This is a genomic window from Amycolatopsis sp. cmx-8-4 (assembly GCF_046548675.1).
GTDB lineage: Bacteria > Actinomycetota > Actinomycetes > Mycobacteriales > Pseudonocardiaceae > Amycolatopsis.
In genome coordinates this window covers 26,289-46,077 of sequence record NZ_JAEBDZ010000027.1, presented here as the reverse complement: position 1 = coordinate 46,077, position 19,789 = coordinate 26,289, and the positions used below count along the sequence as shown (strand labels likewise).

General features: G+C 71.4%; 25 protein-coding genes. 15 read left to right on the top strand and 10 right to left on the bottom strand.

Features of this window, described 5'->3' with window-relative positions:
* The first annotated feature begins 3 nt into the window (after window positions 1-3).
* From ACLJQZ_RS38590 to ACLJQZ_RS38570, 5 genes are all read left to right on the top strand, one after another.
* A complete protein-coding gene (locus ACLJQZ_RS38590; protein WP_410625437.1) occupies window positions 4-993 on the top strand; it encodes a carbohydrate ABC transporter permease in 990 nt (329 codons plus the stop codon).
* Window positions 990-1,847 carry a carbohydrate ABC transporter permease gene (locus ACLJQZ_RS38585; protein WP_410625435.1) on the top strand — a complete coding sequence of 286 codons (858 nt, stop codon included), beginning with the start codon at window positions 990-992 and terminating at the stop codon, window positions 1,845-1,847. Before ACLJQZ_RS38590 ends, ACLJQZ_RS38585 begins: the two co-directional genes overlap by 4 nt.
* 2 nt (window positions 1,848-1,849) lie before the next feature.
* The gene (locus ACLJQZ_RS38580) at window positions 1,850-3,271 is read left to right on the top strand and encodes a GH1 family beta-glucosidase (RefSeq protein ID WP_410625433.1); all 1,422 of its coding nucleotides are present in this window, start codon (window positions 1,850-1,852) and stop codon (window positions 3,269-3,271) included.
* A gap of 127 nt (window positions 3,272-3,398) precedes the next feature.
* Window positions 3,399-5,165: an IlvD/Edd family dehydratase gene (locus ACLJQZ_RS38575; RefSeq protein ID WP_410625431.1), complete on the top strand. Its 1,767-nt coding sequence runs from the start codon at window positions 3,399-3,401 to the stop codon at window positions 5,163-5,165.
* A 98-nt stretch (window positions 5,166-5,263) separates the two neighbouring features.
* Complete coding sequence (locus ACLJQZ_RS38570; protein WP_410625429.1) at window positions 5,264-5,566, top strand: DUF3040 domain-containing protein; 303 nt, start codon at window positions 5,264-5,266, stop codon at window positions 5,564-5,566.
* Window positions 5,567-5,614: 48 nt separating this feature from the next.
* On the opposite strand, the gene ACLJQZ_RS38565 is transcribed toward ACLJQZ_RS38570, so the two are convergent.
* Together ACLJQZ_RS38565 and ACLJQZ_RS38560 are read right to left on the bottom strand one after the other, a co-directional pair.
* Window positions 5,615-6,556 (bottom strand): Ku protein, encoded by a 942-nt coding sequence (locus ACLJQZ_RS38565; RefSeq protein WP_410625427.1) that lies wholly within the window; start codon window positions 6,554-6,556, stop codon window positions 5,615-5,617.
* A gap of 52 nt (window positions 6,557-6,608) precedes the next feature.
* Window positions 6,609-6,806 carry a hypothetical protein gene (locus ACLJQZ_RS38560; protein ID WP_410625426.1) on the bottom strand — a complete coding sequence of 66 codons (198 nt, stop codon included), beginning with the start codon at window positions 6,804-6,806 and terminating at the stop codon, window positions 6,609-6,611.
* Window positions 6,807-6,988: 182 nt separating this feature from the next.
* On the opposite strand from ACLJQZ_RS38560, the gene ACLJQZ_RS38555 reads away from it, so the two are divergent.
* Window positions 6,989-7,195: a hypothetical protein gene (locus ACLJQZ_RS38555; protein WP_410625425.1), complete on the top strand. Its 207-nt coding sequence runs from the start codon at window positions 6,989-6,991 to the stop codon at window positions 7,193-7,195.
* Between the two features lie 49 nt (window positions 7,196-7,244).
* Here the strand turns inward: ACLJQZ_RS38555 and ACLJQZ_RS38550 are convergent, their stop codons facing one another.
* Both ACLJQZ_RS38550 and ACLJQZ_RS38545 read right to left on the bottom strand, forming a co-directional pair.
* The gene (locus ACLJQZ_RS38550; RefSeq protein ID WP_410625423.1) at window positions 7,245-7,976 is read right to left on the bottom strand and encodes an ANTAR domain-containing protein; all 732 of its coding nucleotides are present in this window, start codon (window positions 7,974-7,976) and stop codon (window positions 7,245-7,247) included.
* A 301-nt stretch (window positions 7,977-8,277) separates the two neighbouring features.
* Window positions 8,278-9,258 (bottom strand): TIGR03557 family F420-dependent LLM class oxidoreductase, encoded by a 981-nt coding sequence (locus ACLJQZ_RS38545; protein WP_410625421.1) that lies wholly within the window; start codon window positions 9,256-9,258, stop codon window positions 8,278-8,280.
* 106 nt (window positions 9,259-9,364) lie between these two features.
* On the opposite strand from ACLJQZ_RS38545, the gene ACLJQZ_RS38540 reads away from it, so the two are divergent.
* The 3 genes from ACLJQZ_RS38540 (at window position 9,365) to ACLJQZ_RS38530 (ending at window position 10,991) form a co-directional block, all read left to right on the top strand.
* Window positions 9,365-9,694 carry a plasmid stabilization protein gene (locus tag ACLJQZ_RS38540; protein ID WP_410625419.1) on the top strand — a complete coding sequence of 110 codons (330 nt, stop codon included), beginning with the start codon at window positions 9,365-9,367 and terminating at the stop codon, window positions 9,692-9,694.
* A gap of 62 nt (window positions 9,695-9,756) precedes the next feature.
* Window positions 9,757-10,203, top strand: coding sequence for an anti-sigma factor (locus ACLJQZ_RS38535; RefSeq protein WP_410625418.1), 447 nt, complete (start codon window positions 9,757-9,759; stop codon window positions 10,201-10,203).
* A complete protein-coding gene (locus ACLJQZ_RS38530) occupies window positions 10,200-10,991 on the top strand; it encodes a SigB/SigF/SigG family RNA polymerase sigma factor (protein WP_410625416.1) in 792 nt (263 codons plus the stop codon). The genes ACLJQZ_RS38535 and ACLJQZ_RS38530 overlap by 4 nt, the downstream gene beginning before the upstream one ends.
* Window positions 10,992-11,036: 45 nt before the next feature.
* Here ACLJQZ_RS38530 and ACLJQZ_RS38525 read toward each other — a convergent pair whose 3' ends face one another.
* Window positions 11,037-12,554 (bottom strand): CHAD domain-containing protein, encoded by a 1,518-nt coding sequence (locus ACLJQZ_RS38525; RefSeq protein ID WP_410625414.1) that lies wholly within the window; start codon window positions 12,552-12,554, stop codon window positions 11,037-11,039.
* A gap of 124 nt (window positions 12,555-12,678) precedes the next feature.
* On the opposite strand from ACLJQZ_RS38525, the gene ACLJQZ_RS38520 reads away from it, so the two are divergent.
* Together ACLJQZ_RS38520 and ACLJQZ_RS38515 are read left to right on the top strand one after the other, a co-directional pair.
* The gene (locus ACLJQZ_RS38520) at window positions 12,679-13,215 is read left to right on the top strand and encodes a hemerythrin domain-containing protein (RefSeq protein WP_410625412.1); all 537 of its coding nucleotides are present in this window, start codon (window positions 12,679-12,681) and stop codon (window positions 13,213-13,215) included.
* Window positions 13,216-13,318: 103 nt separating this feature from the next.
* Window positions 13,319-14,125, top strand: a complete 807-nt coding sequence (locus tag ACLJQZ_RS38515; protein ID WP_410625411.1) for a GAF and ANTAR domain-containing protein — start codon at window positions 13,319-13,321, stop codon at window positions 14,123-14,125.
* A gap of 59 nt (window positions 14,126-14,184) precedes the next feature.
* Here ACLJQZ_RS38515 and ACLJQZ_RS38510 read toward each other — a convergent pair whose 3' ends face one another.
* A complete protein-coding gene (locus tag ACLJQZ_RS38510; protein WP_410625409.1) occupies window positions 14,185-14,649 on the bottom strand; it encodes a hypothetical protein in 465 nt (154 codons plus the stop codon).
* 70 nt (window positions 14,650-14,719) lie between these two features.
* A complete protein-coding gene (locus ACLJQZ_RS38505) occupies window positions 14,720-15,559 on the bottom strand; it encodes an aldo/keto reductase (RefSeq protein WP_410625407.1) in 840 nt (279 codons plus the stop codon).
* Window positions 15,560-15,726: 167 nt separating this feature from the next.
* On the opposite strand from ACLJQZ_RS38505, the gene ACLJQZ_RS38500 reads away from it, so the two are divergent.
* Genes ACLJQZ_RS38500 through ACLJQZ_RS38490 form a run of 3 tightly spaced genes read left to right on the top strand, consistent with a single transcriptional unit; the run spans window position 15,727 to window position 16,702 of the window.
* Window positions 15,727-16,140, top strand: a complete 414-nt coding sequence (locus ACLJQZ_RS38500) for a phage holin family protein (protein WP_410625405.1) — start codon at window positions 15,727-15,729, stop codon at window positions 16,138-16,140.
* Entirely contained in the window at window positions 16,137-16,442 is a 306-nt protein-coding gene (locus tag ACLJQZ_RS38495) for a DUF3618 domain-containing protein (RefSeq protein ID WP_410625403.1), read from the top strand. The genes ACLJQZ_RS38500 and ACLJQZ_RS38495 overlap by 4 nt, the downstream gene beginning before the upstream one ends.
* Window positions 16,439-16,702 (top strand): DUF4235 domain-containing protein, encoded by a 264-nt coding sequence (locus tag ACLJQZ_RS38490; protein ID WP_247052183.1) that lies wholly within the window; start codon window positions 16,439-16,441, stop codon window positions 16,700-16,702. The genes ACLJQZ_RS38495 and ACLJQZ_RS38490 overlap by 4 nt, the downstream gene beginning before the upstream one ends.
* Before the next feature lie 42 nt (window positions 16,703-16,744).
* Here the strand turns inward: ACLJQZ_RS38490 and ACLJQZ_RS38485 are convergent, their stop codons facing one another.
* Window positions 16,745-17,131 (bottom strand): STAS domain-containing protein, encoded by a 387-nt coding sequence (locus tag ACLJQZ_RS38485; protein WP_410625401.1) that lies wholly within the window; start codon window positions 17,129-17,131, stop codon window positions 16,745-16,747.
* Window positions 17,132-17,298: 167 nt separating this feature from the next.
* Between ACLJQZ_RS38485 and ACLJQZ_RS38480 the strand changes: the two genes are divergently transcribed.
* A complete protein-coding gene (locus tag ACLJQZ_RS38480; protein WP_410625400.1) occupies window positions 17,299-18,585 on the top strand; it encodes an NAD(P)/FAD-dependent oxidoreductase in 1,287 nt (428 codons plus the stop codon).
* 16 nt (window positions 18,586-18,601) lie between these two features.
* Here ACLJQZ_RS38480 and ACLJQZ_RS38475 read toward each other — a convergent pair whose 3' ends face one another.
* Both ACLJQZ_RS38475 and ACLJQZ_RS38470 read right to left on the bottom strand, forming a co-directional pair.
* On the bottom strand, window positions 18,602-18,796 hold the full coding sequence (locus ACLJQZ_RS38475; protein ID WP_326949969.1) for a DUF2630 family protein: 195 nt from the start codon (window positions 18,794-18,796) through the stop codon (window positions 18,602-18,604).
* Between the two features lie 59 nt (window positions 18,797-18,855).
* Window positions 18,856-19,737: a LysR family transcriptional regulator gene (locus tag ACLJQZ_RS38470; RefSeq protein ID WP_410625398.1), complete on the bottom strand. Its 882-nt coding sequence runs from the start codon at window positions 19,735-19,737 to the stop codon at window positions 18,856-18,858.
* Window positions 19,738-19,789 lie beyond the last annotated feature (52 nt).

The window sequence follows — 19,789 nt, the reverse complement described above, 5'->3', positions numbered from 1 at the left end:
CTCATGACCGTCATCGACAAGGTCGCGCCGGAAAGGAGTAAGGCCGGGGAGCGCACGTCTCCCCGGCCCACCTTCCGGCACAAGCTGAGCCGGTGGGACGTCAAGGTATCGCCGTACCTCTACGTCGCACCGTTCTTCATCGTCTTCGGTGTCGTCGGGCTGTTCCCGCTGCTCTACACCGCGTACGTGTCGCTGTTCAAGTGGAAGGCCGGGGACGACAACCCCGACTTCATCGGCATCGACAACTACAAGGAACTGTTCGCCGACGGGCAGTTCTGGAACGCGCTGGCCAACACCGTCAGCATCTTCCTGCTCTCCAGCATCCCGCAGCTGATCATCGCGATGGCGCTCGCGGCGCTGCTCGGCGGCCGGTTGCGCGGCGCGACCGGCTGGCGCGTCGGCATCCTGCTGCCGTACGCGGCCAGCCTCGTCGCGATCGGCATCATCTTCGCGAACCTGTTCGGCCCGAAGTACGGGCTGATCAACGGCGTCCTGCAGACGATCGGCCTCGACCCGGTCGACTGGCAGGCCAGCCGGTTCGGCAGCCACGTCGCGATCGCGATCATGGTGAACTGGCGCTGGACCGGCTACAACGCGCTGATCGTGCTGGCCGCCATGCAGGCCATCCCGAAGGAACTGCACGAGGCCGCGCTGATCGACGGCGCGGGGATGTGGCGGCGGTTCACCGCCGTCACGCTGCCGCTGTTGAAGCCGACGCTGATCTTCGTCACCATCACCTCGACGATCGGCGGGCTGCAGATCTTCACCGAGCCCAAGCTGTTCGACGCCATGCCCGGGTCGAACAACGGCGGTTCCACCAACCAGTTCCAGACCGTGACGTTGTACCTGTACCAATCCGCGTTCGAGAACTTCAACCTCGGGTACGCCTCGGCGATCGCCTGGGTGCTGTTCCTGATCATCGTGGTCATCGCGCTGGTGAACTTCTTCCTCACCGGCCGGCTGGCCCGCACCCCGGCGGTGAAGAAGAGATGACCACCATCCACAGTGGACTCCGCAGGAGCGTCGCGACGCTCGGCAAGCCGCGCAAGGCGACCTACTGGGTGCTCGCCATCTTCGTGCTCGGCTCGCTGTTCCCGTTCTACTGGTCGTTCCTGGTCGCCAGCCGCGACAACGGGATGCTCACCGAGCGCATCCCGCCGTTCTTCCCCGGCGGGAACTTCTTCGCCAACGCCGCCCGGGTGTTCGACACCGTGCCGTTCTGGAAGGCGCTGGCCAACAGCGTCATCGTGTCCGGCACGGTCACGCTCACCACGGTGCTGTTCTCCTCGCTGGCCGGGTTCGCCTTCGCGAAACTCCGGTTCCGCGGCCGCAACGGGCTGTTCGTGTTCATCGTCATCACCCTCGCCGTGCCCACCCAGCTCGGCATCATCCCGCTGTTCATCGCCATGTCGAAGCTCGGCTGGGCCGGCGGGCTGCAATCGGTGATCGTGCCCAACCTGGTCACCGCGTTCGGTGTGTTCTGGATGCGCCAGTACACCGTGGACGCGCTGCCGTACGAGCTGATCGAGGCCGCGCGCGTCGACGGCTGCAGCATGATCCGCATCTTCTGGAACGTCTGTCTCCCCGCGGTACGCCCGGCGGCGGCGATCCTGGCGATGTTCACGTTCATGACGTCCTGGAACGACTTCCTGTGGCCGCTGGTGGTCCTGGACGCGGGCAACCCGACCGTCCAGGTGGCGCTGGAGAAGCTGCAGAGCGGTTACTACGTCGACTATTCGCTGGTGCTGGCCGGCACGACCCTGGCCACCATCCCGATCCTCATCGTCTTCCTCCTCCTCGGCCGCCAGATCGTGGCCGGGATCATGCAAGGTGCCGTGAAAGGGTGAACATGTCCGTACATCCCGACAGCGTTCGGGCGGAAAACGTTCGGGCGGAGACCGCGTTGATGTTCCCGCCCGCCTTCGTCTGGGGCGCCGCCACCGCGGCGTTCCAGGTGGAAGGAGCCACCACGGCCGACGGGCGCACCGACTCGGTCTGGGACGTCTTCGCGCGCCGTCCGGGTGCGGTCGTGGGCGGCGACACCGGGGACCCGGCGGCCGACCACTACCGCCGCTACGGCGAAGACGTCGACCTGATGCGCCGCCTGGGCCTGGGCGCCTACCGGTTCTCGCTGGCCTGGCCGCGGGTGCGGCCCGACGGCGGCGCCGCCAACGCCGCCGGGCTCGCCTTCTACGACCGGCTCGTCGACCGGCTCCTCGAGGCCGGGATCGAGCCGTGGGCGACGCTCTACCACTGGGACCTGCCGCAGGCGCTGGAAGAGCAGGGCGGCTGGACGTCCCGGGACACCGCGTACCGCTTCGCCGAGTACGCCGAGACCGTGCTGGCCCGCCTCGGCGACCGCGTCGCCAGCTGGTCGACGCTCAACGAGCCGTGGTGCGCGGCGATGCTCGGCTACGCGGGCGGCATCCACGCGCCGGGCCGCACCGACCACACCGCCGCCGTCGCCGCCACGCACCACCTGCTGCTGGGGCACGGGCTCGCGATGGACATCATCCGGGCGCACGCGCCGGACGTCCCGGCCGGGATCACGCTCAACCTGTACCCGGTCGTCCCGCACGACCCGGCGAACGCGAGCGACGTCGCCGCGTGCCGCCGGATCGACGGCCTGCAGAACCGGCTGTTCCTGGATCCCGTGCTGCGCGGCGGATACCCGGACGACCTGGTCGAGGACCTGGCGCCGTTCGGCCTCGGCGACGTCGTCCGGCCCGATGACAGCGCTGTCATCGCCGCGCACGTCGACTGGCTCGGCGTGAACTACTACCGCGACTACCGCGTCGCGGGCCGTCCGGTGCCGGGCAGCGAGCCCGCGGGCCCGGAGTGGGTCGGCGCGGGCGACGTCCACTTCGTGCCGGACCCGGCCGCGGCCCGCACGGACTCCGGCTGGGAGGTCCAGCCGGCCGGGCTGACGGAGTCGCTGCTGCAGGTCCACCGGGGTTACCGCCAGATCCCGCTGTACATCACGGAGAACGGCGCGGCCTACCCCGACGTCGTCTCCGACGGCGGCGAGATCGTCGACACCGACCGCGTCGCGTTCCTGGACTCCCACCTGCGCGCGGCGCACGAGGCGCTGGCGGCCGGCGTCGACCTGCGGGGCTACTTCTACTGGTCGCTGCTGGACAACTTCGAGTGGGCGGAGGGCTACGCCAAGCGGTTCGGCCTGGTCCACGTCGACTACGAGACGCAGACGCGGACCCCGAAGCGCAGCGCCCACTGGTACTCGCGGGTGATCGGCCTCAACGGCCTGGGCTGACACCTCCGGGCCGCACCACAAGGAGGCACGCCGTGAGGGGCACCTTCAGGGACACCACGTCCCTGAAGGTGCCCCTCACGGCGTTCACGCGACCGCGTCGAGGCGCGCGAGTGACAGACTGGCCGGTATGGGACTGCGCAGCGAAGCTTGGTTCAACAACCCCGCCGACCCCGGGATGACCGCGCTCTACCTCGAGCGGTACATGAACTGGGGCCTGACCAGGGAAGAGCTGCAGTCCGGGAAGCCGATCATCGGGATCGCGCAGACCGGCTCGGACCTCACGCCGTGCAACCGGCACCACCTGCAGCTGGCCGACCGGACGCGCGAAGGCATCCGCGAGGCCGGCGGGATCGCCATCGAGTTCCCCGTGCACCCCATCCAGGAGACCGGCAAGCGCCCGACCGCCGCGCTGGATCGGAACCTCGCCTACCTCGGGCTCGTCGAGACGCTCTACGGCTACCCCATCGACGGCGTCGTGCTGACCACCGGCTGTGACAAGACGACGCCGGCGTGCCTGATGGCCGCCGCGACCGTGGACATCCCGGCCATCGTGCTGTCCGGCGGGCCGATGCTCAACGGCTGGCACAACGGCGAGCGCACCGGGTCGGGCACCATCGTCTGGAAGGCGCGCGAGCTGCTCGCCGCCGGGGAGATCGACGACGCCGGGTTCATGGAGCTGGTCGCGTCGTCGGCGCCGTCGCCCGGGCACTGCAACACGATGGGCACGGCCTCGACGATGAACGCGCTCGCCGAGGCGCTCGGGATGAGCCTGCCCGGCTGCGCGGCCATCCCGGCGCCGCACCGCGACCGGGCGCGGATGGCCTACCGCACCGGGCTGCGGATCGTCGAGCTGGTGCGGGAAGACCTGAAACCGTCGGACATCCTGACGCGGGCGGCGTTCGAGAACGCCATCGTCGTCAGCTCGGCCATCGGCGGGTCCACCAACGCGCCGATCCACCTCGCCGCGATCGCCCGGCACATCGGCGTCGACCTGCCGCTGACCGACTGGCAGCGGCTCGGGCACGCCGTGCCGCTGCTAGTCGACCTGCAGCCGGCCGGCAAGTACCTCGGCGAGGAGTTCCACCGCGCCGGCGGGGTGCCGGCCGTGGTGCACGAGCTGATGCGGCACGGGCTGATCCACGAGGACGCGCCCACGGTCAACGGCCGCACGCTCGGCGACAACTGCCGCGACGCCGAGGCGGGCGACCGCGACGTCATCCGGACGTTCGACACCGCGCTGGTGGCCGACGCGGGGTTCCTCGTGCTGCACGGCAACCTGTTCGACGCCGCGATCATGAAGTCCAGCGTGATCTCGCCGGAGTTCCGGCGCCGCTACCTCGCGGGTGGGGTGTACGAGGGCACCGCGGTCGTGTTCGACGGCCCGGAGGACTACCACGCCCGCATCGACGACCCGGATCTCGGCGTCGACGAGGAGTCGCTGCTCGTCATGCGCGGGACCGGCCCGCTCGGCTACCCGGGCTCGGCCGAGGTGGTCAACATGCGCCCGCCGGCCGAGCTGATCAAGCGCGGCGTGCACGAGCTGCCGTGCCTGGGCGACGGCCGCCAGTCGGGCACCTCCGGCTCGCCGTCGATCCTCAACGCCTCCCCCGAGGCCGCGGCGGGCGGCGGGCTCGCCGTGCTGCGGACGGGCGACCGGGTGCGCATCGACCTCACGGCGGGCACCGCGGACGTCCTGATCACCGACGACGAGCTCGCGCTGCGGCACAAGGAGCTCGACGACGCGGGCGGGTACCGGGTGCCCGAATCGCAGACGCCGTGGCAGGAGATCCAGCGCTCGATGGTCGACCAGCTCTGCGACGGCATGGTGCTGCGCCCGGCCGTGGCGTACCAACGGGTGGCGGCGACAAAGGGGATCCCCCGTGACAACCACTGACGGTAGTGCCCGAATACGGCACGTTCCCCGAAAGCGCTGCTTGGAAGCAGCGTCACGGGGGTACCTGTGGGATAAGCCGAGGCCGAGGAGGACCCCCGATGCTGCCGGACCGTGAACGCCATGCCCTTCGCGAGATCGAGGCGGAACTGCTGGCGAGCGACCCCACGCTCGCCGACGTGTTCAGCGGTCGCGACATGCGGCAAGCCCGGCGCTGGAGCCTCCTGCTGATCCTGTGCGACATCACGGCGGTGGTGATGCTCGTCGTCGGCCTGTTCGCCCGGGACGCCTCGCTGGTGCTCTGGGGCACGGTCAGCGCGGGCGCGCTGGTGGCGTGGCACATCGCCCGCTCGGAGACGACCCGCAAGGCCACCACCGGCGAAGCCGAGCCCGCCGCCCACTGAACGTGTCTCCCCCGCCTCGGTGGTCCGGGACCACCGAGGCGGTTCTCGTCAAGAAGCTTTAAGCGCCTTCTCCAGCTGGGTCCGCGACATCTTCGACCGGCCCTTGACGTTCTTCTCCCGCGCCAGCTTGTCCAGATCCGTCTTCGACAGGTCCGCCAGATCGGGCTGTTTCTTCGCGGGCTTCTTCTTGCCCTTCGCCGGCTTGCCGCCGCTCTTGCGGCTCTTCACGCTGCGCGAAAGGGCCTCGAACAGGTCGACGACGTCGGCCGACTGCGCCGGCTCCTCCTCGTGGGCGATCTCCTTGCCGGACTCCTTCGCCTTGATCAGGTCCTCGACGCGCTCGGAGTACTCGTCGCGGAAGTCCTCCGGGCGCCACGGCGCGGTCATCTCGTCGACCAGCGACAGGGCCATGTCGAGCTCCTTCGGCCGGGCCTTGGGCACCTTGGGCAGCCCGCCCATGACGTCCTTCGGCTTCCGGAGGTCCGCGACGAAGTGCAGCGTGTTGAGGACCATCACGTCCTCGCCCGCGCGGACCGCGCAGAGGTACTCCTTGCCGCGCAGCACGAACTTCGCGACGCCGGCCTTCTCGCTGCGGTCCATCGCCTGCAGCAGCAGGCCGTACGCCTTGGCGAAGTCCTCCTTCGCAGGCTTCAGCCAGTACGTCCGGTCGTAGAACCACGGGTCGATCTCGTCGAGCTCGACGAACTGCTCGATGTCGATCCGCCGCGACCGCTCGGGCGCGATCTCGTCCAGCTCGTCCGGCTCGACGAGCACGTGGTCGCCGCCGCCGACGTCGTAGCCCTTGACGATCTCGTCCTGGGTGACCTCGTCGCCGGTCCGCTCATTGACCTTGCGGTTGCGGATCCGGTCGGACGTCCCGCGTTCGAACTGGTGGAAGTGGATCGTGTGGTCCGCCACCGCGGGGTACAGCTCCACCGGAACGGTGACCAGCCCCAGGCTCAGCGCACCACTCCATACCGGTCTGGCCATGACGACCTCCTCACCGCCCTCCGATACCCGCGCGTGGGTATCGCGAAACGGCTCAGGCGACTTCGGTGCTCCTGCTGTCGCCGCGGTGCAGGCCCAGCATCTCGAGCAGCAAGGCGCAGTCGTCGGCGTCCCTGGCCCCCGCCGCGACGGCCAGCGCCGCCTTCCGGCGCAGCCGCTGCCGCTCCGGCGTGTCCTCGCCGTCGACCAGCAGGTCGACGACCGGCCGCAGATCGTTCCGCTTGTCCCTCATCCCGTGCTCCCCTTTACCCGGTTCCTTCCCCAGCCCGGCTACCCCGCATCACCGGACGAAACACAGGAGTCACCGGACCGGACGCCGGAGACACCGATCATTGGACCGAACGAGTGAAATCGCCCGGTCCCGGCGCCGGAACCGGCAAGGTAGGTGAGACCCACGTCACACCAGGAGGCCACATGGGCACTCAGATCCGCATCAGCCGCGAGGACGGCTCGCTGCCCTGCGAGGTCTGCGGCTTCCCCACGATGCACGTCGCGCAGGTCGTCGGCGACGACGGCCGGGTGCTCGGCCGCACCCTGGTCTGCACGACGTGCTCGCGCAGCCGGCAGCCGGACCCGGTGCCCCAGGCCGACGCGCCCCCGGACGAGGTTCCGGCGACCTGACGGGCCGTGTCGGCCTCCTCGCATGAGGCCGACGCGGACCTTCGACGCCTCAGCTGCTCGTCGTCGCCACCGCCGCGACGAACTCGGCCGCCACCTCGTGGAGCTTGCGGTTGCCGTCCTGGGAGCGCTTGACCAGGCGCTGGAACGCGTCCTCCGCCGTGATCCGGTGCGCCGCCATCAGGATCCCCTTGGCCTGCTCGATCACCGCGCGCGTCTCCAGCGCGCGGTTGAGCTGTTCGATCAGCTCCTGCGCCGCGAAGTACCGCCGCGCGCCGCGCAGCCCGAGGACCACCGTCGCGGTGTACAGCTCGAGGATCTTCGTACCCAGCTCGCTGAACCCGTGCTCGCCGAACCCGAACAGGTTGACCGCGCCGGACATGTCGTCGTCCACCGTCAGGGGCGCGGCGAGGAAACTCGCGACGCCCAGCTGCTCGGCCTTCGTCACGAACTGCGGCCACAGGTCCCCGACCGCGCCGACGCCGACCCGGACCGGCTGCCCGGTTTCGGCGGCGCGCAGACACGGTCCGTCCCCGATGCGGTACTGCTCGCGGTCGAAGTTGACCGCCCGCTGGTCGGTGCTGGCGACCGTTTCCGGTTCCCCGTCCCGGACCAGGGTGATGCTCGCCATGTCGGCCCCCGGCACCACCTGCACGGCGTGGTCGCAGACGGCCTGCAGCATCTGGCCCAGATCCAGCTTGGTGTCGAGCATCGCGGTCAGCGACTCCATCGCGACCGTCACATCGTCGAGCCGCGCGGTGAGCTGTTCATGCCCGCCCGTCATCCTGGTGACGCCCCTTACTTCTTGTGCTCAGGGCGCTCTAAGACCAGGGAGGACCCGGGCGCGCGCCACAGTGGGCCGCTAGCGCTTTAACGGGTCCAGCGCGAGATTACTGCATCCCCGCAGCGGCGGGCACAAGCGGTCACCACCTCCGCGCGCCGCACGTCCGTTCGGAGCAACGGACCCCGGACCGAACCCGGCACCCCGGCTCTGGGCGCACCCCCGGTGCGTCGACGTCGATCTGTCCGAAGTGGACTTCCCGGGCGTCGCGGGCGTCCGGGTGCTGCCCCGAGCCGGCGCCCGCCTAGGCCGATTCCCCGGCCAGGGCCGGCAGCAGCTCCTTCTCGGCGAAGTCGAGGAAGCCGTCCTGCTGGTCGCCGCCGATCTGGATCAGCGCGACGTCGGTGAAGCCCGCCTTCGCGAACTCGCGCACGCCTTCGACGATCGGCTCGACGTCCGGGCCGCACGGGATCGACCCGGCGACGTCGTCCTCGCGGACGAACTGGGTGGCGCCGGCGAACCCGGCCGGGCCCGGCAGCTCGGCGTTGACCTTCCAGCCGCCGGCGAACCAGCGGAACTGCTCGTGGGCGCGCTTCACCGCGGCGTCGCGGTCGGTGCCCCACGACACCGGCAGCTGCGCGATCTTGCGGGACGCCGGACCGGGCCGGGCGGCGTCCCACTCCCGCGCCAGGTCCGCCTTCGGCTCGACGGCGATCATCGCGTCGGCGACCGGGGCGAACCGGCGCACCGACTGCGCGCCGGACACCGCGACGCCGATCGGCATGCGCGTCTCCGGCAGGTCCCACAGCTTCGCGGAGTCGACGCGGAAGTGCGTGCCCTCGTAGCTGAAGTAGCCGCCATCAGAAGAGTCGAAGAGGCCGCCGATGATCTGGACGGCCTCGGCGAGCATGTCGTGGCGGACGTTCGCCCCCGGCCAGCCGCGCCCGACGACGTGCTCGTTGAGGTTCTCGCCCGCGCCGAGGCCGAGGGTGAACCGCCCGCCGGACAGCGCCTGGATCGTCGCCGCCTTCTGCGCCACCACCGCGGGGTGGTAGCGCATGGTCGGGCAGGTCACGAACGTCATCAGCTCGGCGCGTTCGGTGACCTGCGTGACCGCGCCCAGCACGCTCCAGGCGTACGGCGAGTGGCCCTGTTCGGCCAGCCATGGCGAGTAGTGGTCGCTCATGACCTCGAACGCGAAGCCCGCTCGTTCCGCGCCGGCGGCGTAGCGCACCAGGTCGTTCGGACCCGTCTGCTCGGTCATCAGGGTGTAGCCGATCCGCATCGGAGCTCCTCTCGTCCCGCGTCGCTTACCCGGCCCCGATGATGATCAACCGCGGCGTTTGCCCGGTCGCGGACCGGGTATCCGGAGAGCATCGAGGGGAGCGGTCATGCCTCAGGCCTGGAGCGGCAAGCGCGAGCGTCAGTACGAGCACATCAAGGACGCACAGGAAGATCGCGGCGCGAGCACGGAACGCGCCGAGGAGATCGCCGCCCGCACGGTGAACAAGAACCGCGCCCGGTCGGGTGAATCACGGGAAGCGAGCCCGTCGTCGCTGCGGGGCAAGTCGCCGCAGGAGCGTGGTGGTGAGCGGTCCGGGAACGGCAAGGGACCGGGTGGCCTGACCAAGGACCAGCTCTACAACGAAGCCAAGAAGCGGAACATCGACGGCCGCTCCAAGATGACCAAGAAGGAGCTCGAACGGGCTCTCGGCCGGTGACGGCGCCCTCGAGTCCGGATCGCGAAGTGTCAGGGTTCCCCCAGATGGGTAGACAGTCCGGTATGGAAGAAACACGAAGTGGCACGTCCGGCGGGCAGCCGGCGGCCGATGGCCTGCTCGACGAGGTGGTGGAGCTGCGGTTGCCCGCCATGGCCGAGCAGATCCCCCTGGTCCGGATGCTCACGCACGGCATGGTGTCCCGCGCGGACTTCGGGCTGGACGCCATCGCCGACGCCAAGATGGCGGTCGACGAGGCGTGCGCGCAGCTGGTCCAGCTCGCGGAGCTCGGCACCCAGCTGCACTGCCGCTTCCGGCAGTCGCTCGACGGGCTGCACGTCGTCGTCTCGGCCCGCTCCACCGATCCCCGGCCGCCCAGCGACCGGACGTTCGGCTGGCACGTGCTGACCACCCTGAGCCGGTCGGTGACCGCGCACTGCGACGTCCTCCCGGGCGGGGGCGCGGGCATCATCACGATCGAGCTGATGCTCAACCCGGGAACGAGCGCGTGAGCGGCGAGCGCAAAACCCTCCTCCACCGCCCCGACGAATACGCCCACTGCGAACCGCTGTTCGAGGAGCTGGGCGATCTCGCGGCGGACGACCCGCGGCGCGACGTCGTCCGGGGCAAGCTCGTAACCGAGCTGCTGCCGCTGGCCGAGCACATCGCGACCCGGTTCTCCGGGCGTGGCGAGCCGCGGGAGGACCTGGTCCAGGTGGCGCGGATCGGCCTGATCAACGCCGTCGACCGCTTCGACCCGGCGCGTGGGCACGACTTCCTGTCCTTCGCGGTGCCGACGATCATGGGTGAGGTCCGGCGCCACTTCCGCGACACCGGCTGGTCCGTCCGCGTGCCGCGCCGGCTCAAGGAGCTGCACCTCTCGCTGAGCCAGGGCTCCGCCACGCTGTCGCAGCGCCTCGGGCGCGCGCCGACGCCGACGGAGCTGGCCGAGCACCTGAGCCTGGACGTCGACGAGGTCCGCGAGGGCCTGCTCGCCGGCAACGCGTACCAGGCGCTGTCGGTGGACAAGCCGGTGCACGACGACGCCGAGGCGCTCTCGCTGGCCGACACCATGGGCGAGCCGGACCACGAGATGGCCATGGTGGAGAACCACGAGGCCCTCCAGCCGCTGCTGCAGGAGCTGCCGCCCCGCGAGCGCGCGATCCTCGTGATGCGCTTCTTCGGCGGCCTGACGCAGACCCAGATCGCCGACCGCGTCGGCATCTCCCAGATGCACGTCTCCCGCCTGTTGTCGCAGACGCTCGAGCAGCTGCGTGGCAAGCTCACCGGCGACGCCTGACGCCGTCCGGGGCGGCGGCCCTGTCCGAGCCGCCGCCGGCACCGGTCAGCCGAGCCAGCCGGGGCGGTCGCCCTTCCGGAGCCGCCGCCACTCCCCCGTGAACTCCGCACGCAGCCGCGCCGCCTTCGCCGCGTCCTGGCCGTGCAGGATCCCGAACGTGAACGTGTTCTGGCCCTCGCCGTGCCCGTCGACGGCGAGGTGGTGCAGGACCTCCCGGCCGATCACGGTGTCCTGGTGCGCGCCCAGCGTCTGCTGGACGGCCTTGACGTTCTTGCGCCACGCCCGCAGCTTCTTCCCGTATACCGGCTTCACGGTGTCGGCGGCGTAGCGGGCCCGCTTGGCCTTCTTGCGGACGTCGTGCAGGGCCGTCTCGAGTTGGACGCCCTCGAGGCCGCGGGTTGCGGCTTCGGCGCGGCGCAGCTTCTTCGCGGCCTTGCGGACGGGCTTACGCAGTGCCGACTTCGCGGGCTTGCGCCCGCTGTCGGTCAGGGCCGGGTCCGCCAGTACGGCGTCGAGCGCCCGCAGCAGGTTCCGGTACCGCTTGCCGGTCAGCGCCTCCAGCGCCCGGGTCCGGCCCTGCTCCTCCTCCCGCGCGAAGTAGCGCGTCAGGTACTGGCGCAGCGGTCCGAGCACCAGCTCCGGCGGCACGCCGTCCAGCTGCTTGCCCAGCCGGTCCTGCGTGACCTCGGTGTCGCGGGCCGGCGCCAGCTCGTGGCCGAGCCACTTCAGCTCGGCGGCGACCGGCGCCGTCGCCTCTTCGTCCACAACGGACCCGAAGGTGCGCAGGGCGCTGCGGAGCTTCCGGCTCGCCACGCGCATCTGGTGCACCGAGTCCGCGACGTCCAGCCGGACGCCGACGTCCGCGCGGCGCAGGTCGTCGAAGTGCGCGCGCAGGGACGTCAGCACGACGTCCGCGGCGGCGGGCTTCTTGCGAGCGCGGCGTGGCGTGGGCACGCGGTCGCCGATCAGGCGCCGCAGCTTCGACGGCCACGGCGACGCGGACGCGCCGGCCGCGGCCAGTGCCCGGTCGAACTCCTCCAGCAGGCCCGGCTCGGTGCCGGGGTCGAGCTCCAGTTCCAGCTCCCGCCACTCGTCGAGCCGCGCGGACTCGCCGCCGGCCTCGCCGGTCACGTGGTCGTCGGTCAGGACGGCGACGGTCCGGCCCTCGGCGTCGGCGAGGCGGTGGGCGAAGCGGTCGGTGCGCAGGTGCGCGATCGGCACCAGCTTCTCCCCCAGCGTGTAGGCCCGCACCAGGCGCTTGAGCCGGCCGGGCACCTTGTGGGCGTCGCCACCGAGCGGCAGCTGGATCTCCTGGCGCTCGTCGGCCGAGACGGGCAGCTTGACGTGCCAGCCCGCGTCATGGCCGCCGACCCGGCGGCGCAGGGTGATACCGGCCTGGGCCAGCCGGAAGGTCCGGGTGTCGTAGTACGACGCGTCGAGGACCTGCTCCACGGGATCATCCTGCGTCTCGACCCCGGCGACGCCGAGCAGCCTCGGCACCCCGCTGCCCGGGACGATCTCGTACTTGCGTTCGCGCTCGATCACCGTCGACGGCGCAGCCATGGACGTCCTTCCTGGTGGCGGTGGGTTTCCCCTCCGGCTACCCGGTGGACCCGGTGCCGACACGGGATTCGGCGCCCGGGCAGCGGGTAACCCGGAAGAAATCGAATCCGGACCAGGAGCGTGCATGAACCGCAGCCGGCCCGCAACCGACCTCACCACCGTCCTCGACGGCGACCACCGGGAGCTCGACCGGCTGTGCACCGAGCTGGAGCTCGGGCAAGGCAGCCCGGAGAACCGCAAGGATCTCGCCGACCACCTCATCGGGGCGCTGGTCCGCCACACCGTCGCCGAAGAGCCCTACCTCGACGGTGCCGGGGCTCTCGCCGAGGCGGACGGGCTGATGCGGCAGCTGGAGGGCGCGGGGCCGCAGGAGACGCGGTTCGAGCGGCTGCTGAGCGGGCTGATCCGCGCCGCCCGGCGACACGGGCGCGACGAGGGCCCCGAGGTGGTGGCGCGGATCCGGCGGGACTGGTCGCCGGAACGCCGCGGCGAGCTCGGCCGGGAGGTCGTCGAGGCCCGCGAGGCCGCGGCGACCCTGCCGCACCCGGGGCTGTCCCACCGGATGCCCCAGGCCGACCAGCTGCGGCCGGGTCCGGGGTTCGTCGACCGGGTCCGCGGCGCGCTCGACCCGGCATCCGGGGGAACCGCCTCTGCCGGTTGAGGCCACCTCGCGGCGCGGATCACGCCCGGCCCGCCCGGGGTGCACACTGGGATCGGGTTGAATGGGAAGGACCGCATCACGAGGGACGAAGGCAGCGAGGGAAATGAGCGTCGGCGAAGACGAATGGGCCGGAGAACGCACCTGGTTCGGTGTGGACGACGCGCGCCCGGCCGAAGCCGGTCCGCTGGCGCGCCAGTTCGCCGACCTGACCCGGACGCTGCTCGACGCGACCCCGACGGTCGGCGGCGTGCTGAAGCTGGTCGTCGGCGCGGCGGTCGAGATCATCCCCGACGCCGACCTGGTGAGCGTCACCCTGCGCGATCCGGACGGCCGGTTCCACACCCCGGTCGAGACGGACCCGATCGCCCTGGCGCTCGACGAGCTGCAGTACAAGCACGGTGAGGGCCCGTGCGTCGAGGCCGCCTGCCCGGACGGGCCGGCGATCGGCTGGTCGCAGGACGTGGGCCGGGACCCGCGGTGGCCGTCGTTCGGCCCGGGCACCGCGGCCCACGGCTACCACTCGGTGCTGGCGACCACGCTGATCCCGGACGCCCGGCCACCCCGGCTGTCCGGCGCGCTGAACATCTACTCGCGCAAGCCCGGCGCGTTCGACGGCGCCGCCATCGACGCCGCGCTGCTGCTCGCGACGCACGCGTCACTGGCACTGGCCCACACCGAGTCCGTCGTGTCCGCCGAGCTCGAAGCCACCCACCTGCGGAAGGCGGTCGAAGGCCGCGACGTGATCGGGCAGGCGAAAGGCATCTTGATGCAGCGCCGCGGCATCACGGCCGACGAGGCCTTCGACGTCCTGCGCAAGGCCTCGCAGGACCTGAACGTCAAGCTGGCCGACCTGGCGAGAACCCTGGCCACCCGGCACACCGAGCTGGACCTGCCGGTTCCCGAGCACTGACACGCCGAAAGGCGGCACCCTCCAGTGGGAGGTGCCGCCTTTCGGTGCGTGCGTGAGCCTTACGGCGTCGTGTAGGGCGGTCGCTGGTCCAGCGACGGGCTGACGTCCGGGTACCGGCCGTCCTGGCCCGCCACCGGCATGACCGTGGGGCCCTGCTGCTCCGGTTCGACCCGCTGCCGGCCGCCTCGCTGGACGACGGCTTCGACCTCCTGCTCGCCGCGGATGCGGGCCAGCGCGCCGAGCGTGATCGCGTGGGCCAGCGCCAGGATCAGCAGCAACACGCCGATCCGGGCGATGATGCTCGGCAGGTCGCCACCGATGTTGATGGTCGAGACGAGCGCCAGCACCCCCAGCGTCGCCAGGTGGAACAGCACCGTGACCAGGCGGGCCATCGACGCCCCGGCCGCCGGGTCACCGTAGGAGTTTTCGAGGTAGCGGCGGCCGCTGCGGTAGATGATCTGGCCGTCCGCGACGACCAGCAGCGCGCCGATCAAGAGAAACGCGAGGTAGGCGTTCGTGCTCATGCCGGACGCTCCTTCCTGGGGGACCTTCCCGGAAGAGGTACCCGGGTCGTCGCGCAGGGAAACGCGCCGGTCACCCCGTGAACGTGTCGGGGTCGGGACCGGTGCGGCGGCCGTCGTCGAGCCCGCCGATCGCCGCCATGTCCTCTTCGCCGAGCTCGAAGCCGAAGACGTCGATGTTCTGCCGGATCCGCTCCGGCGTCGACGACTTGGGGAACACGATGTTCCCGAGCTGGATGTGCCAGCGGAGGACGATCTGCGCCGCGGAGCGGTCGTGCTTCCCGGCGAGCCCGGTCAGCACCGGGTCCTCGAGCACCTCGGCCCGGGCCAGCGGGCTCCACGCCTCGGTCGCGATGCCGTGCGCGCGGTGGTACTCGCGCAGTTCCGCCTGCTGCAGCGCGGGGTGCAGCTCGATCTGGTTGACCGCGGGGACCGTGCCGGTCTCCTCGGCGAGCCGGTCGAGGTGCTCGGGCTGGAAGTTCGAGACGCCGATCGCGCGGGCCTTCCCGGCCCGCAGGATGTCCTCGAAGCCCTGCCACGTCTTGACGTACTTGCCGGTCTTCGGCAGCGGCCAGTGGATCAGGTACAGGTCGACGTGGTCGAGCCCGAGCCGCCGGAGGCTGCCCTCCAGCGCGGTGATCGCGTTGTCGTACCCCTGGGCGTCGTTGGCGAGCTTCGTGGTGACGAAGACGTCCTCGCGCGCCAGACCGGACTCCGCGATCGCCGCGCCGACCCCCGCCTCGTTCCGGTACATCTGCGCGGTGTCGATGTGCCGGTAGCCCGCGTCCAGCGCCGTCCACACGGCGCTCGCCGTGTCGTCGGCCGGGATCTGGAACACGCCGAACCCGAACTGCGGGATCCGGACGCCGTTGTTCAGTTCCACGGTGGGGACATCGGCTGTGGTGGAGGTCATGCGTCCGGCCTACCCGAGCCGTCCGGACGCGAAACGCCACGGGCCGGTACCCACTCCACGGTTTCACTCTTCCGAGTGACCTTCCGCGGGACAGCGCGGCTACCCGGGCAAATCCGGCGTGGTTATCCACGCCGGAACGCGGGTAGCCCGGCCTCAGGAGGTATTCCGTGATCGAAGAGGTGAACAAGAAGCCCGCGGCCGAACGCTCGGTCGGCGAGCTGGTGTCGGACCTGTCCGACGAGGTCAAGCGCCTCGTCCGGGACGAAATCCGGCTCGGGGTCTTCGAGCTGCAGCACAAGGGCAGGAAAATGGGCTTCGGCGCCGGGTTGTTCGGCGCCGCCGGGCTGCTCGCGCTGTTCGGCGTCGGGGCGCTCGTCGCGACCGCGATCCTCGCGCTGGCGCTCGTGGTCCCCGGCTGGCTGGCGGCGCTGATCGTCGCCGTGGCACTGTTCCTGATCGCCGGGGTCGCCGCCCTGGTCGGCAAGAAGGAAGTCACGCAGGCGGTGCCGCCGGTGCCGGAGGAAGCCATCGCCGGTGTCCGCGAAGACGTGGACACCGTGAAACAGGGAGTGCACTCATGAGCGGGGACTTCCCGAAGAACGCGGAAGAGGCGCGGCTCGACCGCGACGCCACCCGTGAAGAGCTGACCGAGACCCTGGACGCGCTCGGGCAGAAGCTCGACGTGAAGACCCGGGTCACCGAGAACATCGACGGTAAGCTCGACCAAGCCACGGTCAAGGTGGCCGGCATCACGAACGAGCCGACCGCGGTGAAGTTCCGCCAAGGCGCCGACGCCGTGCGCAGCAACCCGCTGCCGGTCTTCGCGGGCGTGCTGGGCCTGGTGATCGTGATCCGGTTGATCGCGCGACGGAGGAACTCGTGAACAAGGTCGTCTACAAACCGCTCAGCTGGGGCGTCGGTGCCCTCGGCGGGCTCCTGGCGGGCCAGGTCTTCAAGCAGGTGTGGAAACGCGCGGCCGGCGAAGAAGACGCCCCGGACGCGATCGACCGCGACTACACCTGGACCCAGGTGATCATCGCGGCCGCCGTCCAGGGCGCGATCTTCGGCGCCGTCAAGGCCGCTACCGAGCGAGCCGGCGCGGTCGGTTACCGCAAGGCGACCGGCGACTGGCCGGACGACTGACCCGGGCCCGACCGGCCACAGTGGACGGCCGGGCCGGCGCGCTCACGCGTCCGGGCCGGCTTCCGCGGCGGGCAGGCCCACGGCCGCCAGCGCGACGAGCGCGTCGCCCGTGCGGGGGTGGAGCTTCAGCAGCAGGTCGGCACCGGTCACTTCCAGCGACCGGGTGACCGCGTGCCCGCCGGCGACGACGGCCAGTTCGGCGCGGTCGTCCGCCTCGAGCAGGGACCGGACGCCGGCGCAGCTGAGGAAGCCGACCCGCGACAGGTCGGCGACCAGGCGGTCACCGGAGGCGAGGGCCTCGTCGAGGACTCCGACGGTGGCGGCGTCGATGTCTCCCACCAGGGTGAGGACACGGACGCCACCAGGGCGTTCGGCGGTCGTGACGGTCAACCCGCCGGTTTCGTCGATCGTGCGGAACAAGTGGTACATGGCGCTCCCATCGCAGCATGCAGGGGCGCTGACCGGAGCACGTGGTTGAACAACAGCCAACTTCCTTGACCGTACGCCCCTGCGCCGACAGGTCAACCCCGCGGGTTTTCTTTCCCCGACCTGGGGGAATCCGCCGGGACCAAGATCGGTGCCCCGGAAGGAGATCCATGCGTGTCGTGATCGTCGGCGGCGGGTTCGCCGGGTTCCACGCGGCGAAGAGCCTGCGGAAGGAAGCCGAGGACGTCGAGATCGTCGTGCTCAACCCGACGGACTACTTCCTCTACCTGCCGTTGCTGCCGGAGGTGGCGGCCGGGATCCTCGACCCGCGGCGGGTGACCGTGTCGATCCCGGAGACGCTGCCGGGGGTCCGGCTGCTGCTCGGCAAGGCGACGGCGGTCGACTTCGACGCGCGGGCCGTCACGTACACCGATCCCGAGGACGAAGAGCACCGGATCGGGTACGACCGGCTGGTGCTGGCCGCGGGCAGTGTGAACAAGCTGCTGCCGATCCCGGGGGTGCCGGAGTACGCGCACGGCTTCCGCGGCGTGCCCGAGGCGTTGTACCTGCGGGACCACGTCACCCGGCAGATCGAGCTGGCCGCGGCGGCCGAGGACCCGGCCGAACGCGACGCGCGCTGCACGTTCGTAGTCGTCGGCGCGGGTTACACCGGCACCGAGGTGGCCGCGCAGGGCCCGGCCTTCACCGACGCGCTGGCCGCGCGGCACCCCGAGCTCGCCGGGCAGCGGATCCGCTGGCTGCTGGTGGACGTCGCCGAGCGCGTCCTGCCCGAGCTCGACCGGCGGCTCGGGAAGACCGCCGGCGAAGTGCTGCGCTCGCGCGAGGTCGAGGTGCTGACGAAGACGTCGATCGACCACGCGGACGCCAAGGGGGTCACCCTCACCACCGGTGACCTGGTGCCGACCCGCACCCTCGTGTGGTGCGTCGGCGTCCGGCCCGACCCGCTGGTCTCGGGCCTCGGCCTGGAGACCGCGAAGGGCCGGGTCGTCGTCACGGCCCAGCTGACCGTGCCGGGCCGCGACGACGTGTTCGCCTGCGGTGACGCGGCCGCGGTGCCCGACCTCACCCGCCCGGGCCACTACACCGCGATGACCGCGCAGCACGCCGAACGCCAGGGCAAGCTCGCCGGGCGCAACGTCGCGGCGTCACTCGGCCAGGGCCGCACCCGCAGCTACCGCCACCACGACCTCGGGTTCGTCGTCGACCTCGGCGCCGGGGCCGCGGCGGCGAACCCGTTGCACATCCCGCTCTCCGGCCGCCTGGCCAAGGCCGTGACGCGCGGCTACCACCTGATCGCGATGCCGGGGAACCGCGTGCGCACGGTCGCCGACTGGGTCCTGGAGGCGCTGACCGGCCGCCAGACCGTCCAGCTCGGACTGGTGCGCGCGCGTTCGGTGCCGCTCGACACGGATTCCCCCGAGCTGCCCCACGTCTAGCCGGGCGAGACTCCGGTCACTCGTCGTCGAACGCGGACAGGGCCTGGCGGCGGTGCAGCAGCTCGAGGGCCGAGTCCAGCTGGCGCTCGAGGTCCTTGAGCCGGACGCGGTCGTCCGCGGTGAGCCCGCCGTGGTGGAGGGCGCCGGTGCGCAGCCGGTGTTCTTCGTCGATCAGGTCGGCGATGCGGTCGGTGATCTCGTGGCCAGCCATGGAATACCCTTCGACGGGAGCCTCCGAGAGCATAGCCCGGCCGGCCGGTGGGCGGATCTTCACGGCTTTCCGGCCGCGAGGTCCACGAACGCCTGCACCACCGACGACACCGACCCCGCGCGCCACGCCAGGCCCAGGTCGATGCGCGGCACCGGTTCCTCCAGCCGGCGCAGCACCACACCCTTGCGGCGCAACGCGCGGGCCCGGTGTTCCGGCACCGCCGCGATGCCCGCGCCCTCGGCGACCGCGCGCATCAGCTGCTCGTCCTCCGGCTCCTCGCGCACGATCGGCGGGACGCCCGCCGGCCAGACCTGGGCGCTGATCGCGTCGTACTGGCCCGGGCCGTTCTCACGCGGCCAGAAGACCACCGGCTCGGCCGCGATCCAGGCCCGCCGCAGGCGGCCGCGGCGGCGGGCGAGGACGTGGCCGGACGGCAGCGCGATCAGCACCTCCTCCGACCCGACCGCCGCCACCGCGACACCCGGGTGGGTGACCGGCGGGCGCACGAAACCGAGGTCGATCTCGCCCGCGGCCAGGCGGGCCAGGTTGAAGCTCGTCCAGCCCGTCTCCAGAGCCAGCTCGACGCCCGGGTGGCGGGCGCGGTAGGCCGCGACCAGGTCACCGGCCAGCGGGCCGGGCGCCGAGCGCGTGTACGCGATCCGGAGCCGTCCCGAGTCGCCGCGCCCGGCCGCGGTGATCACGCCCCGGGCCCGGTCCAGCCGGTCCAGCAGCTCCCGGGCCTCCGTCGCGGCGACCCGGCCCGCGTCCGTCAACGCGAACCGCGGGCCCGACCGGTCCAGCAGCGCGACGCCCAGCTCGGCCTCGAAGGCGCGGATCTGCTGGCTCAGCGACGGCTGCGACACGAACAGCCGGGCGGCCGCCCTGGTGAAGTGCATCTCTTCGACAAGCACGGCGAAGTAGTGCCAGCGGCGCAGGTCCACGCCGTCATTATAGGCGTGTCCTATGGATTCATCGGGTCCACGTCTTGGACCG

Bases quoted from the DNA above. Each gene is read 5' to 3' on its own strand.
- ACLJQZ_RS38480 (WP_410625400.1), top strand. From the start codon at position 17,299: ATGCGTGTCGTGATCGTCGGCGGCGGGTTCGCCGGGTTCCACGCGGCG.
- ACLJQZ_RS38540 (WP_410625419.1), top strand. From the start codon at position 9,365: ATGCCTCAGGCCTGGAGCGGCAAGCGCGAGCGTCAGTACGAGCACATC.
- ACLJQZ_RS38580 (WP_410625433.1), top strand. From the start codon at position 1,850: ATGTCCGTACATCCCGACAGCGTTCGGGCGGAAAACGTTCGGGCGGAG.
- ACLJQZ_RS38550 (WP_410625423.1), bottom strand. From the start codon at position 7,976: ATGACGGGCGGGCATGAACAGCTCACCGCGCGGCTCGACGATGTGACG.
- ACLJQZ_RS38495 (WP_410625403.1), top strand. From the start codon at position 16,137: ATGAGCGGGGACTTCCCGAAGAACGCGGAAGAGGCGCGGCTCGACCGC.
- ACLJQZ_RS38560 (WP_410625426.1), bottom strand. From the start codon at position 6,806: ATGAGGGACAAGCGGAACGATCTGCGGCCGGTCGTCGACCTGCTGGTC.
- ACLJQZ_RS38535 (WP_410625418.1), top strand. From the start codon at position 9,757: ATGGAAGAAACACGAAGTGGCACGTCCGGCGGGCAGCCGGCGGCCGAT.
- ACLJQZ_RS38475 (WP_326949969.1), bottom strand. From the start codon at position 18,796: ATGGCTGGCCACGAGATCACCGACCGCATCGCCGACCTGATCGACGAA.
- ACLJQZ_RS38590 (WP_410625437.1), top strand. From the start codon at position 4: ATGACCGTCATCGACAAGGTCGCGCCGGAAAGGAGTAAGGCCGGGGAG.
- ACLJQZ_RS38565 (WP_410625427.1), bottom strand. From the start codon at position 6,556: ATGGCCAGACCGGTATGGAGTGGTGCGCTGAGCCTGGGGCTGGTCACC.
- ACLJQZ_RS38510 (WP_410625409.1), bottom strand. From the start codon at position 14,649: ATGAGCACGAACGCCTACCTCGCGTTTCTCTTGATCGGCGCGCTGCTG.
- ACLJQZ_RS38555 (WP_410625425.1), top strand. From the start codon at position 6,989: ATGGGCACTCAGATCCGCATCAGCCGCGAGGACGGCTCGCTGCCCTGC.
- ACLJQZ_RS38525 (WP_410625414.1), bottom strand. From the start codon at position 12,554: ATGGCTGCGCCGTCGACGGTGATCGAGCGCGAACGCAAGTACGAGATC.
- ACLJQZ_RS38575 (WP_410625431.1), top strand. From the start codon at position 3,399: ATGGGACTGCGCAGCGAAGCTTGGTTCAACAACCCCGCCGACCCCGGG.
- ACLJQZ_RS38485 (WP_410625401.1), bottom strand. From the start codon at position 17,131: ATGTACCACTTGTTCCGCACGATCGACGAAACCGGCGGGTTGACCGTC.
- ACLJQZ_RS38505 (WP_410625407.1), bottom strand. From the start codon at position 15,559: ATGACCTCCACCACAGCCGATGTCCCCACCGTGGAACTGAACAACGGC.
- ACLJQZ_RS38515 (WP_410625411.1), top strand. From the start codon at position 13,319: ATGAGCGTCGGCGAAGACGAATGGGCCGGAGAACGCACCTGGTTCGGT.
- ACLJQZ_RS38545 (WP_410625421.1), bottom strand. From the start codon at position 9,258: ATGCGGATCGGCTACACCCTGATGACCGAGCAGACGGGTCCGAACGAC.
- ACLJQZ_RS38570 (WP_410625429.1), top strand. From the start codon at position 5,264: ATGCTGCCGGACCGTGAACGCCATGCCCTTCGCGAGATCGAGGCGGAA.
- ACLJQZ_RS38585 (WP_410625435.1), top strand. From the start codon at position 990: ATGACCACCATCCACAGTGGACTCCGCAGGAGCGTCGCGACGCTCGGC.
- ACLJQZ_RS38520 (WP_410625412.1), top strand. From the start codon at position 12,679: ATGAACCGCAGCCGGCCCGCAACCGACCTCACCACCGTCCTCGACGGC.